A 13457-nucleotide genomic window follows, 5' to 3' on the forward strand; every position below is an offset into this window, starting at 1 on the left:
CTCAGCGGGAGCCGGTCGCCGCATCCACCAAATCAGTCGGATAATATTGATTTTTTCTTAATCCCGCATCCTGGATATTCAATAAAATCACGACCAGCGCGATATCAAAACACCAATAACCAAAATAAGCGCCGCCCGCGCCTTTCAGGTTGTCAGACCAGTAAATAGGCGATATTTTCTTTTTCCAGCTGCTGATATATTTTTGCAGTAGCGCTTCACGCTGCTCTGGAGCAGAGCGCCAAACTTCCAGCAATGGCGCGTAAACGTTCGGGAACGCGCATTCCTCAGCCATAGGGCGGTTTACGTCCCCCAAGGCACGGGCCGCCTCGTCTATCAGCGCATCTTTGCCCGCGTGACCTATCGCATTCAATAACCGATGCGTTTCTTCAGGGGTAAAGCGCAAGGCCGCGCTGAAGGCCATCATGGTCAATGCGTCATAAACGGTGTCCAGCGTTACTCGTGTGTATTGTTCGCATGTTTTTTTGAATTCGCTGGGAGTATTCTCTATGACGCGTTGCTGGATTTCCTTGGTCTGCATCCATAACAGCACATGCGGACGAATGTCTTCCAGACTGTCGCCCCGGCTAAACCGGTATATGCAACTGATGAATGCATCATGTACAAGCGTATATGACCGGCCAATACGTCCTTCGACATTCGAAAACGTTTCAACATCCAGACGTTTTTCTATGGCAATATCATTCAGGATGATGTGCTCATCAAAATAGGCTTTATCCTTGTGTTTATCTCTAATCATGGTTTTCTGGATTGAGCCTTGGAGAAATCAGCATCCACCGAAGGGGCCGTAAACAACATCGTCATCATCCATTCGCTTCATGAATTCATCTTGGTCTGGCATTTCACTAGCATAAATCCCCCACTGTTCTTTGACATGAATACCCCATTCACTTGCCTTAAGCATCGCGATAGGCGCCAATATCTCTACAGGATATAGGCCATCGGATATCAATTTTTTTAGCGCCCTTTTGACAGCCTCCTCATAATCGGTCGATGCAGTATAGCAACTGGCATAGGCGTCACTCATGTTGCCCGGCATAATGGAGTTTTCCATTTTTCGAACATGGACCCGAATGATGAATACGTTATTCATTTTTCTCTCAAAAATTTTTCGTGGTTTTCATAATTTTGCTGTGTGTGTGGGGGGGCGAAAAGTGCATAACACGCTCTAGGTTTCACATCCCGCGCGATCATATGGCCGCTTGTTGAACAGATCAGGCCGCTCTCGGTGCCATAGTTTCATGGCCTGCATGGGCGTTTGACCCTTGAGGGCAGACTGCGGCAGTTGGTGCGCCGTGTGCGGGCGGCCATACACGCTTTGGCGGTTTTTCCACCTGTAGACCGTCTGCTCGCTGATGCCATAGCGCTGGGCCTGCGCTCAGGCTCTCTTGACTATGTTGTATCGCTCGGCGGGTTGCCTCTGTCGTCGTGGCGCTTGCATGAAGAATCTGGCCCATAGTCCTTCCTTCCATTCGGGGGAGAAGATTGAACCATCAAAGTCTGGGATCAAACACCAGGGGCTGTTGAGATTGGGTTTGTGAAGCGGCTTTTCGGGGCAACAGCCGCAGTTGCTGCGCAGTTTCGACAGAAAACACCGCCGCAACACTTCATCCCAACGGCCCCGAGCGTGGCTGTCCTCAAAATCCTCGCGCCGCGTGCAAGCCCCTTGTGCCTCAACGCGCCTTGCCAGAGGCGGGCTGTACCGTCGTCCACTGCGGCATAGGCACGTCGTTGGCGCGGTAGATGGTCTGCACGTTCTTGCGCATGGCCCAGGGGCGGATCTGGTGGTGCAGCGGCAGGTAGTAGTACTCGTCCTTGACGATTTGCAGCGCCTGGCTTAGTTGCGCATCGCGCTTGGCCTGGTCGGTTTCCGTACGCGCAGCGGCGATCACCGCATCGAGCTTGGCGTCCGACAGGCGACCCATGTTGAAGTTGCCGGCGCTGCCCCCCTCGCGCGTGTGCGCCAGCGAGTCCAGCGTGTACAGCGCATCGAAAGTGGCCACGCCCCAGCCGTACAGATAGACGCTGGCATCGTGGCTGGCGACTTTCTTCGAATAGGTAGCCATGGGCATGGTGCGCAGCTGCGTCTTGATGCCCACGCGCGCCCACATGGCGGTAACGGCCTGGCAAATGGCCTCGTCATTGATGTAGCGGTCGTTGGGGCAGTCCAGCTCCAGCGAGAAGCCCTCGGGGTAGCCCGCCTCAGCCAGCAGCTTGCGGGCGGCCTCTGGGTCGTAGGCGCTGGCGCGCTGCTCCAGCTGCTGCGACCAGCCATGCACCATGGGCGCCACCATGGCCCCGGTGGGCACGGACAGGCCGCGCATGATGCGCTTGTGGATGGCATCGATGTCGATGGCCTGGTAGAGCGCCTGGCGCACGCGCCGATCCTTGAGCGGGTTGCGATCCTTGACGCTGCCATAGAGCAGCTCGTCGCGGTGCAGATCCAGACCGAAGAAAATCGTGCGGTACTCGGCCCCTTCCAGGATGCGGATGTCGGCATTGGCTGCCAGGCGCTGCAAGTCCTGCGGCGGCGGGTCGTTGATGAAGTCCACCTGATTGCTCAGCAGCGCGGCCGTGCGCGTGGCCGCTGAGGCAATGGGCGTGAACACCACTTCAGTCACATTGCCCTCGGGCCGATCCCACCACTGCTCATTGCGCGTCAGGCGGGTGCGCGTGTCGGGCTGCCAGCTCTGCAGCACGAACGGCCCGGTGCCATTGGCGTGGCGCGCGGCGTGGTTCTCCTTTTTGGCGGCAAAGTCCTGCGAGAGCACCGAGTTGTGCTCCTCCGCCCAGGCCTTGTTCATGATGCGCGCGCCGATCAGCTCGCGCAGCAGCAAGGGGCTGGGGCCCTTGAGATCGAGCTGCACCGTCATGTCGTCGATCTTCTCGACCTTGGCGATGCTGCGCACGTAGGCGCCCATGTTCGAGGGCGGCGTCATTGCGCGCTGCAGCGAGAACACCACATCATCGGCCGTCATCGTCGCGCCATTGTGAAAGCGCACCCCTTCGCGCAGCTTGAACTGCACCCGCGTGGGGTTGATGAACGTCCAGCTGCTGGCCAGCGCCGGCTCGATGCGGAACTCCTTGTCATAGCGCGTCAAACCCTCGTACACCAGCTGCACGAAGGTGTTGGTCATCAGGTGGTTCTGCGCATGGGGGTCAAAGGTCAGAATGTCATTGGCCGCCGCCCAGCGCAAAGTCTCGGCCTGCGCCACACCAGCAGCGCCACAGGCCAGCGCTGCGCTCAAAGCCGCAGCGGCCAGCGGCGTCTTCCAAGGCATGGCCCAGGGCTGGAGGGATTTTTTCATGGTCTTCCTTTCACAATTTGCCAGGCACAGCGCACACTGACTGCGCGCCATCGCGGCGCATTGTCGCACCGGCGCTCAGAGCCTGCAGAGCACTGCCGCACGCCCCAACAAAAGCGACCAGGTCAGCCGAGTAAAACACCCAACAACCCCCTTGGGCTCACTGAGGCGCTGCTATATTTGAACGCAGTTGGAAAGGCCCGCTGCGCACGCAGCCCAGCGCTTGGCTCACCCGCACCACAAGGCGCGCGGGGCACCCTAGGGGCCTGTCCTCAGAATCCACAACAACGCAACAAGGAGAATGCAATTGATCAAGGAAGTCACTGGCGACATTTTGCTGAGCAAGGCCGAACTGCTGGCCCATGGCATTTCGGCACAGGACCCGTTCGACAGCGGCCTGGCGCTGGCGCTGCGTGAGCGCTGGCCCTCGCTGGTCAAGGACTACCGCCACCACACCCACTCGCACGCCATCGAGGCTGGCGAGATCTGGCCTTGGGTGGGCGTGCAGGAAGAAGGCGGCGTGCGCCGCATCGTCAACCTGGTGACGCAAAACACCATGGGCCAAGGCCCCAGCGCCAAGCCCGGCAAGGCCACAGTCGAGAACGTGCGCCACGCACTGCAGAACCTGGCCAAGTACGTCAAGCAGGAAAACATCCGCAGCCTGGCCCTGCCGCGCCTGGCCACCGGCGTGGGCGGCCTGGAGTGGGAAGACGTCAAGCCGCTGGTGCAGCAGTACCTGGGCGAGTTGGACATCCCGGTCGTGGTCTATACCACCTACCACAAGGGTGAGCAGGCCGACGAGGGCCTGTGAGCATCTGCCCGGGCCATGAAACCTGGCCCAGGCGAAGCAAAAACACCACCGCCGCAGCGGTGGTGTTTTTTTGCGCCTTCGCGCCAGGCCAGGCGCGATGCGCAGCGCCAAACCAGTGAACGCGGGCTTTGAGGGACTCAGGCCGCCTTCAGCGCCTTGGCGTGGTGCGCGAAGTGATCGCCGATGAAGCTGGCGATGAAGTAATAGCTGTGGTCGTAGCCCGGCTGCATGCGCAGCGTCAGCGGGTGGCCCGCTTGCGCGCAGGCTGCCCGCAACAGCTCGGGCCGCAGCTGCCCGGCCAGAAACTCGTCGGCCTCGCCTTGATCGACCAGCAGCGGCAGGCGCTCTTGCAACGCCGTGCCCACCAGCGCCACCGCATCGTGCTGCCGCCATGCGGCCTGGTCATCGCCCAGGTAGGCGCGCAAGGCCTTTTGCCCCCAGGGCACTTGGCTGGGCGCGACGATGGGGCTGAAGGCGCTCACGCTCTGGTAGCGCCCCGGGTGGCGCAGCGCCAGCGTCAGCGCACCATGCCCGCCCATGCTGTGGCCGCTGATGGCGCGTGCGGCGCTGGCGGGAAAGTGCTGCTCGATCAGCGCGGGCAGCTCCTGCACCACATAGTCTTCCATGCGGAAATGCGCCGCCCAGGGCGCTTGCGTGGCGTTGACGTAAAAGCCCGCGCCCTGGCCCAGGTCGTAGGCGTCGTCATTGGCCACGCCTTCGCCGCGCGGCGAGGTATCGGGCGCCACCACGATCAGCCCATGCTGCGCCGCAAACGGCTGCGCCCCGGCTTTGGTGATGAAGTTCTGCTCCGTGCAGGTCAGGCCCGAGAGCCAGTACAGCACCGGGCACTTCTGCCCCGCCAGCGCCTGCGGCGGCAGGTAGATGCCGAACTTCATCGGCGTGCCGGTGCTCGTGGAATCGTGTTGCCAGACCTCCTGGCGGCCGCCAAAGCTGGCGCGCGACTCGATTTTTTCCATGCTTCAAACTCCAATCAGTGCAATGTGGTTTGAAAAACATCAACACCAGCGTCGCACTCGACGCAGGTACTCGGCATAGGGTTCGCCGAATTTCTGCAGCAGGATGCGCTCCTCCGGCCTGATCTGGAACCGCTGCAGGCAGGCGATGAACAGGACTACGCCCAAGAGCGCCAACGGATGCGCCAGCCACAGCGCCCAGCCCGTCAGGCACAGCGCCATGCCCAGATACATCGGATTGCGGCTATGGGCAAAGATGCCGGTGCTGACGATCTGGCTGGCAGCCTCCGGGGTCAGTGGATTGGCCGTGGTGGCATGGCGGCGAAAGGCCAGCACGCCAAGCGCGGCAATCACCACACCTGCCACTACCCACAACCCAGCAAAGCCCGCGCGTACTGGCAAGGCCAGCGGCAGCCGCCAGTGCGGCATGAGGGCAGTGCAGCCGTACATCGCCGCCGCCGACAAGGCCAACCACAGCAGCGGCGGGATTTTCAACTCAAGCGAACGCATCGTGGCGCACCTCAGTAATGCACCACCGAGCGAATCGACTTGCCCGCGTGCATCAAATCAAACGCGCTGTTGATTTCCTCCAGCCCCATGGTGTGGGTGACGAACGGGGCCAGTTGAATCTCGCCTTTCATGGCCTGCTGCACCATGCCGGGCAGTTCACTGCGGCCTTTGACGCCGCCGAAGGCCGTGCCCAGCCAGCGGCGGCCGGTAACGAGCTGGAAGGGGCGGGTGCTGATTTCCTGCCCCGCGCCGGCCACGCCGATGATGACGCTCTGGCCCCAGCCGCGGTGCGCGCATTCCAGCGCGGCGCGCATCACCTGCACGTTGCCAATGCACTCGAAGCTGTGGTCCACGCCCCAGCCGGTCATGTCGATGATGACTTGCTGGATGGGCTTGTCGTGCTCCTTGGGGTTGACGCAGTCGGTGGCGCCGAAGGTGCGCGCCAGCTCGAACTTGGCCGGGTTGGTGTCAATGGCGATGATGCGCCCGGCCTTGGCCAGCTTGGCGCCCTGGATCACGGCCAAGCCGATGCCGCCCAGGCCGAACACGGCCACGCTGTCGCCCTCTTGCACTTTGGCGGTGTTCTTCACCGCGCCCAGGCCAGTGGTCACGCCGCAGCCCAGCAGGCAAACCTGCTCGGGGTTGGCGGCGGGGTCGATCTTGGCCAGGCTGACCTCGGCCACCACGGTGTATTCGCTGAAGGTGCTGCAACCCATGTAGTGGTAGATGGGCTGGCCGTTGTAGCTAAAGCGCGTGCTGCCGTCGGGCATGACGCCCTTGCCCTGGGTGGCGCGCACGGCCACGCAGAGGTTGGTCTTGCCGCTTTGGCAGAACAGGCATTGGCGGCATTCGGCGGTGTACAGCGGGATGACGTGGTCGCCAGGCTGGACGCTGGTGACGCCCTCGCCCACATCGACGACGATGCCCGCGCCTTCATGCCCGAGCACAGCGGGGAAGATGCCTTCGGGATCCTCGCCGCTCAAGGTGAAGGCGTCGGTATGGCACACGCCGGTGTGGGTGATGCGGATGCGCACTTCGCCGGGCTGGGGCGGGGCCACGTCGATTTCAACGATTTCCAGCGGAGCGCCTGCCTTGAAGGCCACGGCGGCGCGGGATTTGAGGGTTTTGCCAGCGGTGTCGGCGGTGGCGGTCATGGCAGGTCTCCTTGGTGGGTGGGGGGCTAACGCAAGTAGGAACGCACCAGCGCCACGGCCTGGTCGATGGCTTGGTGCTGGCGCGCGTGGGCCGCATCGCGCGCGGCATCGGGGCCGCAGTCGGCGTGGCCGAAGGTCTCGCGCAAATGGCCTTGCAGCACCTCGGCCATCAGGCCGTTGACGGCGCCGCGCATGGCGGCCAGTTGCTGCAACACGGCGCCGCACTCGGCGCCTTCGGCAATGCTGCGCTCCAGCGCCTCGACCTGGCCGCGAATGCGGCGCAGCCGGGTGATGGCGCGTTTTTTCTCTTCGGGGGAATGGGGCATGGCTTGGCGGCTTGCAAATGGCGCGCGGCCCAGCACCGGGCGCAGGCCACATACTGCGGGGCAGTATAGCGAATGGCCTGCAAAAAGCCATGCGCAATGGCCATCGCGCAGGCAGAAAAAAACCCAACCGCAAGCGGTTGGGTTTTCAAAAGGTTTATTGAAGGCTGGCCTCAGAAGCTCGCCACCACCGACAGGCTGAACTTGCGGCCAGGCTGGCTGTAGGCGTCGATGGTTGGCAGATCGGCCGCCAGGCCGCGCACATCGCCCCAGCGCCAGTACTTGCGGTCGGTCAGGTTGTGCACCGCCGCGTTCAGGCGCACGTCGCCATGGGCGTGGCGCAGCAGGCGCCATTGGCCGCTGAGGTCGAACGTGGTCGCCGCAGCCGGCAGGAAGGGCACGGTGGGCGCGGCGCGCGGGTCGCTGGCGCGCGCCACGTCGCCGGCCTTCTTGGCCCAGCGGTGCGTCATGTCCAGACGCACCATCCAGGCTGGCTGGGCATAGCGCACGCCCAGGTTCAGGCGCGCGGGCTGCACGCTGTCGATGGGCTGGTTGTCAGCCTTGTTGCGGCCACGGGCCATGCCGAAGGCCGCCGGGAAGGACAGCTCGCCGCCGGCCACTTGCGGCAGGCGATATTCGCCGGCCAGCTCAAAGCCGCTGATGCTGGCGCGACCAGTGTTGATGGCCTGGAACACCAGTGGATCGCCGGGGCGGCCCGTGCCAGCCACGCGCTGGTTGTCGAGGATGAAATCGCGGTAGCGGCCGTGGAAGGCTGCGGCCTCCAAGCGCCAGCGCTCGCCCTGGCCCTTCACACCCAGTTCCACGTGCTGGGTCTTCTCGGGCTTGAGGTTGGGGTTGGGCACGGTCATGTAATGGCCGATGGGGTTTTCAAAGAAACGATTGAGCTGGTCGGCCCCCGGCGTGCGAAAGCCCGTGGCCCACTGGCCGTAGAGCGTCCAGTCCGGCGTCACGTCCAGCGTGGCCCCCAGGCGCGGCGACAGGGCCGAGCCGCTGCGGTTGGCGGCCATGCCTGCAAAGCCCTTGGTGCTGGCGGCGATGCGGTAGCGATCCCAGCGCAGGCCGGGGATCAGGCTCCAGCCGTTGCCGATGATCTCGTCCTGCACGTACAGGCCGATGGCGGTCTCGGTGGTGTCTGGAAAGCGCTTGAGCGGGAAGGTTTCGCCCGCTGGCGGCGTCATGCCGGTCTGCAGGTTGTCGGCCTCGGTGCGCGCGCCATCCAGGCCATAGGCCAGCTTGTGCGCCAGCGCGCCCGTGCGCAGCAGCTTCTCGGCCTGTACGCTGGCCTGCAGCAGGTTCTCATGGTCCAGCGTGTCGCGCACCTGGGCGGGCCGGCGTTCGCGCGTGTTCTCGAAATGCTCCAGCGAGCGCAGACGCTGATAGGCCAGCGAGGTGCGCAGCGAATCGGCCACCGGGCTGTCCAGCTCGAACTGGCCCTGCCAGCTCAGGCGGCGGCGCTGGTTGTCCGTTTTGCCCGAAGCCGTCAGCGTGGTCACGCCGCGCGAGACGGAGCCATATTGCGACAGCAGCTGCAAATCGTCGCGCTTGCTGACGTATTCGGCCGAGAAGGTGTGGCGCTGCGCCGCATTGGGCTGCCAGACCAGCTTGCCCAGCAGCGCTGCATCGCGCGTGTCCTCAGGGTTGGGTTTGGTGCGCAGCGCGCTGGCGCTGTCGTTGCTGCCGCGGTTGTCCAGCGCGTGGCCCTTGAGCGCGCTGCCCGAGAGCAGCCATTGCACACTCTCGCTGGCCTGGCCTGCCACCGTGGCGCTGGCGCGCACGGCGCGGCTGTCGCCCTCATAGCCCAGGCCGACCTGGCCGCCCAGCGTCTTGCCGCCGCCCAGGTAGCTGGCTGGGCGGCGGGTGAAGAACTGCACCACGCCGCCGATGCCGTCCGAGCCGTACAGCGCCGAGGACGGGCCCTTGATGATCTCCACGCGCTCGACCAGGCCGAAGTCCACGTTGTCGCGGCTGGATGCGCCAAAGCTGTAGCCGCGCGGCATGCGCACGCCGTCCACCAGCATCAGCACGCGGTTGCCTTCCAGGCCGCGGATGTTGAAGCCGGCATTGCCGCTGCGCCCGTCGCGGCTGTTGATGGTCATGCGGTTGGAGCGGCGCTCCACCGTCACGCCAGGCACGGTCTCGGCCAGCTCGCGGATGTCGCCCAACTGGCGCTCTTGCAGAGCCTGCTCCTCGACCACTTGGGCGCTGGCCGGCACTTCGCGCAGCGTGCGTTCACTGCGTGTGCCGGTCACCACCACGGAGGGCAATTCCTTGTCGTCCGCCTGTTGTTTTTCCTGCAGGGGCGCAGCGGCAGTTTGTGCCAGGGCGCTGCCGCCAAACAGGCAGCATGCGGCCGCCAGGGCCAGTGGCGTGCAGCGCATGGCCAATGGGCCAAGGCCCTTGTGAGCTTGGTGTGGGGTCATTGCTGAATCCAGTTAAAAAGAATGATGAAAATTGTTCTTATTCTAGTTATAGATGTTACCAATAGTCAATGAATTGCATCCTGCGCAGTCGATGGCTGCGGCTGTGATGGTGGCCCTTGTTGCAAATTCGCCATGGCGGCGGCTGCCTCTGCGCACATGAAAAACCCCGCAGGGCTTGGCCTTGCGGGGTTGGAGGTTGAGTTTGAGGTTGGGGCTTGCCACTTGCCCGTGGCTGCAGCGCAGCAGCAAGAGACAGCAGGCCCAGTCATGCCGCATCCTGCGCGGACAGACAAGGCTGAGCCGCCAAGGGGCTGCAAGCGGCGCCAAAACCTTTGGGGCTGGGCAGAAGGCAGAGCGCGGCGGCGCGCCAGCGCTCAATCGGGCAGCACAGCGGTGACTTCGATTTCCACCTTGGCGCGGTCTTCCACCAAATCGGCCACCTGCACAGCCGTCATGGCGATGTTGAAGTTGCCGATCAGCTCGCGGTAGGCTTTGCCGATTTCAGGGTAGGCGGCAACGTATTCCTTCTTGTCCTTGACGTACCAGGTCATGCGCACGATGTGCTGCGGGCCTGCGCCGGCCTCGGCCAACACGGCCACAATGTTTTGCAGTGCCTGGCGGACCTGGCCGCCCAGCTCATCGGTGTGGAAGACGCCTTGGCCATCCCAGCCGATCATGCCGGCGACGTAGATTTGCGTGCCGCGCACGGCCACGCCGTTGGCATAGCCTTTGGGGCGTGGCCAGCCTTGGGGGAGCAGGACTTGCATGGGGATTTCCTTTGTTTGTTAAGAAAGTTCAGGGCGCGCGACGCTGGTGGCCAAGCCAGCGGCTGACGCTGGCTGCATGGGCACTAGCGGCAGCGCCTGCAGCGCGGCGCGCACGTCTTCGGGGATGGCGATGGCCTGGTGCGTATCCAGATTGGTAAAAACCAGCACCTTGCGCGCCTGCACGCGCAATTGCGCGCCAGCGCGGCATTGCATGTGCAAGGTCAGGGATTTGCCGCCTGCGCGCTCAACCCACAGGCCAAGCTGTACGTCATCACCCATGCGGCTGATGGCGCGGAAGTCGCACTCCAGCCGCACGATGGGCAGGCCGATGCGGCGCGGCCCCAGCATGTGCGCGTAGCCAATGCCCAGGCCGTGGTCGAACCAGTCTTCCACCAATTGGTTGAACAGCACCAGGTACTGCGGGAAGAAGACGATGCCAGCGGGGTCGCAGTGCGAGAAGCGAATCCGCAGCGGGCGCTCGAAGTGCATGGGCCGGAGCGCGTGCGTGGCGGTTGTGCCGGAAGTTGCAGGGGGCGTGGGCATGAAGGCCTTTCCTTGTCAAACGACGGCCGAAGGCCTCTCAGACGCCGATATAGCGTTGCCACAACGCAGGCTCTTGCGCCAGTTGCGCCGAACTGCCCTGCCAGACGGGCTGGCCGCGCTCGATGATGGTGTGGCTGTCGGCCAGCTCGATCAGGCGCTGCACGTATTTGTCGATCACCAAGATGGTCTGGCCCTGCGCGCGCAGCGCGGCCAGGCATTGCCAGATTTCCTCGCGGATCAGGGGCGCCAGGCCCTCGGTGGCTTCGTCCAGGATCAGCAGATGGGGGTTGGTCATCAGCGCGCGGCCAATGGCCAGCATTTGCTGCTCGCCGCCCGAGAGCTGGTTGCCCATGTTGTGCTGGCGCTCTTGCAGGCGCGGGAACAGGTGGAAGACGCGCTCGAGCGTCCAGGGCTGCTCGCTGTGGCAGCGGTTGGCGGCAAAGGCTTGCAGGTTCTCGCGCACGCTGAGGTTGGGGAAGATTTGCCGCCCTTCGGGCACCACGGCCAGGCCCATGCGGGCGATGCGCTCGGGCGGCAGGCGCTCGATGCGCTCGCCGCGAAAGCGGATGCTGCCGCCAAAGGCAGGCGTCAGGCCCAGGATGGCGCGCACCGTGGTGGTCTTGCCCATGCCGTTACGCCCCAGCAGCGTGGCCACGCTGTGCGGGGCAATGGCGCAGTGCATGCCAAACAACACCTGGCTTTGGCCGTAGCCGGCGTGCACGTCTTGCAGTTCCAACAGGGCGCTCATGCGGTGCTCTCCATCGTGGCGGCGGTTGCTGCGGTTGCGGCGCAGGGTGGAGCGGCGGATGGGGCGCTGGCGTGCTCATCGCCCAGGTAGGCGCGCTGCACCTCGGGGTGGCGGCGGATGTCTTGCGGCGCTCCGGTGGCGATGACCTTGCCGAACACCAGCGCCGAAATCCGGTCGGCCACGCGGAACACGGCGTCCATGTCGTGCTCGACCAGCAAGATGGTGGCCTGCTGCTCTTTGAGCGCCAGCAGCAGTTGCACCATGCGCTCGGATTCCTCCGGCCCCATGCCCGCCATCGGCTCATCGAGCAGCAGCAGCTTGGGCGAGAGCGCCAGCGCCATGCCCACTTCGAGCTGGCGCTGCTCGCCGTGCGACAAGTCGCCCGCCAGGCGGGCCAGGCGCGCGCCCAGGCCGACGCGCTGGGCGATCTGCGCGGCTTGCTCGTAGCGCGCGCGCTCGGCGCGTGCGGCGCGCCAGAAGGCAAAGCTGCTGCCGCTGCGCGATTGCAGCGCCAGGGCCAGGTTGTCCAGCACCGGCAGGCGCTTGAAGATGCTGGTGATCTGGTAGGAGCGCACCAGCCCCAGGTGCACGCGCCGGTGCATGGGCCAGGCGGTGACGTCCTGCCCATCGAACAGGATGCGGCCGCTGCTGGGCGCCAGCGCCCCGGCAATCTGCGCGATCAGCGTGGTCTTGCCCGCGCCGTTGGGGCCGATCAGCGCATGCAGCTCGCCGGGGCGCACTTGCAGGTGGGCGTGGTCGGTGGCCGTCAGCCCGCCAAAGCGCTTGACCAGATCGTCAACGTGCAGCAAGACCGGGGGATGGGAAGTCTGCGCCGCGCCCGTCATGCCGCCCTCCTGTAAGCCCATTGGCGCAGCCGCGCAGGCAGGCTGAGCACGCCGTTGGGCGCGGCCAGCACCACCGCCAGCAGCAGCGCGCCCAGGTAGAACTGCCAGTGGATGGTGTAGCTCACCAGCACCTCCTCCAGCAGCAGGAACACCACAGCCCCGGCAAAGCCGCCGTACAAATAGCCCACGCCGCCCAGAATCACCATGATGAGCAGCATGCCCGACTGGTTCCACTGCATCAGCGCCGGGCTGACGAAGCTGGCCTGATTGGCCAGCAGCGCGCCAGCCAGCGCGGCCATGGCCCCGGCCAGCGTGAAGGCGGCCAGCTTGTAGCGGTAGGTGGCAAAGCCCAGCGCCTGCATGCGCGTTTCGTTTTCGCGGATGCCTTGCAGCACATGGCCAAAGCGCGCATTGAGCAGGCGCTGCACCAGCACGAAAGCCAGCGCCGAGAGGGCCAGCACGACGTAATAAAAATGCGTGTCCGAGGCCAGGTCGATGCCCAGGCCCAGCTCCGAGCGCTGCATCAGCGACAGTCCATCCTCGCCGCCGTACTGTTTGAGCGAGACCATCAGATAAAACAGCATTTGCGCAAAGGCCAGCGTGATCATGATGAAGTACACGCCCTGCGTGCGCAGGCTGATGGCGCCAATGGCCAGGGCAAACAGCGCGCCCAGCGCCATCGCCAGCGGCCAGGTCAGCCAGGCCGATGCCCAGCCCTCTTGCATCGCAATGCCCACGGTGTAGGCCCCGATGCCCAGAAAAGCCGCATGGCCCAGGCTGACCATGCCGCCATAGCCCAGGATGAGGTTCAGGCTGGTGGCCGCCAGCGTGAAGATCAGGATGCGGCTGGCCACGGCGATGTAGAAATCGCTCTCCAGCGCCGTCAATACGGGCGGCAGCGCCAGCAGGCCCAGCAGCAGTGCGGCGCTGACCGCGCGCGGCAGGCGCTGGTCCAGCAAGCTGGTGATGCCCGGGGCAGCAGGGGTGGTGGCAGAGGTGGCAGATGGGGTGGTCATGG

General features: G+C 64.4%; 14 protein-coding genes and 2 pseudogenes. 1 reads left to right on the top strand and 15 read right to left on the bottom strand.

Annotated features, from left to right (window positions below; genetic code table 11):
• Window position 1 precedes the first annotated feature (1 nt).
• The 5 genes and pseudogenes from CLI93_RS12135 to CLI93_RS12155 form a co-directional block, all read right to left on the bottom strand.
• Window positions 2–757, bottom strand: coding sequence for a PoNe immunity protein domain-containing protein (locus CLI93_RS12135; protein WP_095541723.1), 756 nt, complete (start codon window positions 755–757; stop codon window positions 2–4).
• A gap of 27 nt (window positions 758–784) precedes the next feature.
• Complete coding sequence (locus tag CLI93_RS12140; RefSeq protein ID WP_095541722.1) at window positions 785–1111, bottom strand: hypothetical protein; 327 nt, start codon at window positions 1109–1111, stop codon at window positions 785–787.
• A gap of 75 nt (window positions 1112–1186) precedes the next feature.
• A pseudogene (locus CLI93_RS12145) lies at window positions 1187–1309 on the bottom strand (IS481 family transposase); the annotation flags it as partial.
• A 24-nt stretch (window positions 1310–1333) separates the two neighbouring features.
• Window positions 1334–1475: pseudogene (locus tag CLI93_RS15460) on the bottom strand (helix-turn-helix domain-containing protein); the annotation flags it as partial.
• 216 nt (window positions 1476–1691) lie between these two features.
• Window positions 1692–3326 carry an ABC transporter substrate-binding protein gene (locus CLI93_RS12155; RefSeq protein WP_420823126.1) on the bottom strand — a complete coding sequence of 545 codons (1635 nt, stop codon included), beginning with the start codon at window positions 3324–3326 and terminating at the stop codon, window positions 1692–1694.
• Window positions 3327–3624: 298 nt separating this feature from the next.
• Between CLI93_RS12155 and CLI93_RS12160 the strand changes: the two genes are divergently transcribed.
• Window positions 3625–4134 carry a macro domain-containing protein gene (locus CLI93_RS12160; RefSeq protein WP_238945742.1) on the top strand — a complete coding sequence of 170 codons (510 nt, stop codon included), beginning with the start codon at window positions 3625–3627 and terminating at the stop codon, window positions 4132–4134.
• 137 nt (window positions 4135–4271) lie between these two features.
• Here CLI93_RS12160 and fghA read toward each other — a convergent pair whose 3' ends face one another.
• The 10 genes from fghA to CLI93_RS12210 all read right to left on the bottom strand — a co-directional run bounded on the left by fghA (window position 4272) and on the right by CLI93_RS12210 (window position 13455).
• Window positions 4272–5111, bottom strand: a complete 840-nt coding sequence (gene fghA, locus CLI93_RS12165) for an S-formylglutathione hydrolase (RefSeq protein ID WP_095541721.1) — start codon at window positions 5109–5111, stop codon at window positions 4272–4274.
• Window positions 5112–5150: 39 nt separating this feature from the next.
• The gene (locus tag CLI93_RS12170; RefSeq protein WP_095541720.1) at window positions 5151–5618 is read right to left on the bottom strand and encodes a methyltransferase family protein; all 468 of its coding nucleotides are present in this window, start codon (window positions 5616–5618) and stop codon (window positions 5151–5153) included.
• An 11-nt stretch (window positions 5619–5629) separates the two neighbouring features.
• Window positions 5630–6772: an S-(hydroxymethyl)glutathione dehydrogenase/class III alcohol dehydrogenase gene (locus tag CLI93_RS12175; protein WP_095541719.1), complete on the bottom strand. Its 1143-nt coding sequence runs from the start codon at window positions 6770–6772 to the stop codon at window positions 5630–5632.
• 26 nt (window positions 6773–6798) lie between these two features.
• Window positions 6799–7098, bottom strand: a complete 300-nt coding sequence (frmR, locus tag CLI93_RS12180) for a formaldehyde-responsive transcriptional repressor FrmR (protein ID WP_095541857.1) — start codon at window positions 7096–7098, stop codon at window positions 6799–6801.
• Window positions 7099–7268: 170 nt separating this feature from the next.
• On the bottom strand, window positions 7269–9536 hold the full coding sequence (locus tag CLI93_RS12185; protein WP_095995950.1) for a TonB-dependent hemoglobin/transferrin/lactoferrin family receptor: 2268 nt from the start codon (window positions 9534–9536) through the stop codon (window positions 7269–7271).
• A 374-nt stretch (window positions 9537–9910) separates the two neighbouring features.
• Window positions 9911–10303 (bottom strand): RidA family protein, encoded by a 393-nt coding sequence (locus tag CLI93_RS12190; protein WP_095541717.1) that lies wholly within the window; start codon window positions 10301–10303, stop codon window positions 9911–9913.
• An 18-nt stretch (window positions 10304–10321) separates the two neighbouring features.
• The gene (locus CLI93_RS12195; RefSeq protein WP_172424229.1) at window positions 10322–10792 is read right to left on the bottom strand and encodes an acyl-CoA thioesterase; all 471 of its coding nucleotides are present in this window, start codon (window positions 10790–10792) and stop codon (window positions 10322–10324) included.
• 91 nt (window positions 10793–10883) lie between these two features.
• Window positions 10884–11594 (bottom strand): ABC transporter ATP-binding protein, encoded by a 711-nt coding sequence (locus tag CLI93_RS12200; RefSeq protein WP_095541715.1) that lies wholly within the window; start codon window positions 11592–11594, stop codon window positions 10884–10886.
• Window positions 11591–12439, bottom strand: a complete 849-nt coding sequence (locus CLI93_RS12205; protein WP_095541856.1) for an ABC transporter ATP-binding protein — start codon at window positions 12437–12439, stop codon at window positions 11591–11593. Before CLI93_RS12205 ends, CLI93_RS12200 begins: the two co-directional genes overlap by 4 nt.
• Entirely contained in the window at window positions 12436–13455 is a 1020-nt protein-coding gene (locus tag CLI93_RS12210; RefSeq protein ID WP_095541714.1) for a branched-chain amino acid ABC transporter permease, read from the bottom strand. Before CLI93_RS12210 ends, CLI93_RS12205 begins: the two co-directional genes overlap by 4 nt.
• Between the last annotated feature and the right edge of the window lie 2 nt (window positions 13456–13457).

The sequence above is a fragment of the Vandammella animalimorsus genome (genome assembly GCF_002288875.1).
In the GTDB taxonomy this organism is placed as follows: Bacteria; Pseudomonadota; Gammaproteobacteria; order Burkholderiales; family Burkholderiaceae_C; genus Lampropedia; species Lampropedia animalimorsus.

Coding starts and splice junctions, on each gene's coding strand:
- CLI93_RS12135 (WP_095541723.1), bottom strand. CDS start 757: ATGATTAGAGATAAACACAAGGATAAAGCCTATTTTGATGAGCACATC.
- CLI93_RS12140 (WP_095541722.1), bottom strand. CDS start 1,111: ATGAATAACGTATTCATCATTCGGGTCCATGTTCGAAAAATGGAAAAC.
- CLI93_RS12155 (WP_420823126.1), bottom strand. CDS start 3,326: ATGAAAAAATCCCTCCAGCCCTGGGCCATGCCTTGGAAGACGCCGCTG.
- CLI93_RS12160 (WP_238945742.1), top strand. CDS start 3,625: ATGCAATTGATCAAGGAAGTCACTGGCGACATTTTGCTGAGCAAGGCC.
- fghA (WP_095541721.1), bottom strand. CDS start 5,111: ATGGAAAAAATCGAGTCGCGCGCCAGCTTTGGCGGCCGCCAGGAGGTC.
- CLI93_RS12170 (WP_095541720.1), bottom strand. CDS start 5,618: ATGCGTTCGCTTGAGTTGAAAATCCCGCCGCTGCTGTGGTTGGCCTTG.
- CLI93_RS12175 (WP_095541719.1), bottom strand. CDS start 6,772: ATGACCGCCACCGCCGACACCGCTGGCAAAACCCTCAAATCCCGCGCC.
- frmR (WP_095541857.1), bottom strand. CDS start 7,098: ATGCCCCATTCCCCCGAAGAGAAAAAACGCGCCATCACCCGGCTGCGC.
- CLI93_RS12185 (WP_095995950.1), bottom strand. CDS start 9,536: ATGACCCCACACCAAGCTCACAAGGGCCTTGGCCCATTGGCCATGCGC.
- CLI93_RS12190 (WP_095541717.1), bottom strand. CDS start 10,303: ATGCAAGTCCTGCTCCCCCAAGGCTGGCCACGCCCCAAAGGCTATGCC.
- CLI93_RS12195 (WP_172424229.1), bottom strand. CDS start 10,792: ATGCACTTCGAGCGCCCGCTGCGGATTCGCTTCTCGCACTGCGACCCC.
- CLI93_RS12200 (WP_095541715.1), bottom strand. CDS start 11,594: ATGAGCGCCCTGTTGGAACTGCAAGACGTGCACGCCGGCTACGGCCAA.
- CLI93_RS12205 (WP_095541856.1), bottom strand. CDS start 12,439: ATGACGGGCGCGGCGCAGACTTCCCATCCCCCGGTCTTGCTGCACGTT.
- CLI93_RS12210 (WP_095541714.1), bottom strand. CDS start 13,455: ATGACCACCCCATCTGCCACCTCTGCCACCACCCCTGCTGCCCCGGGC.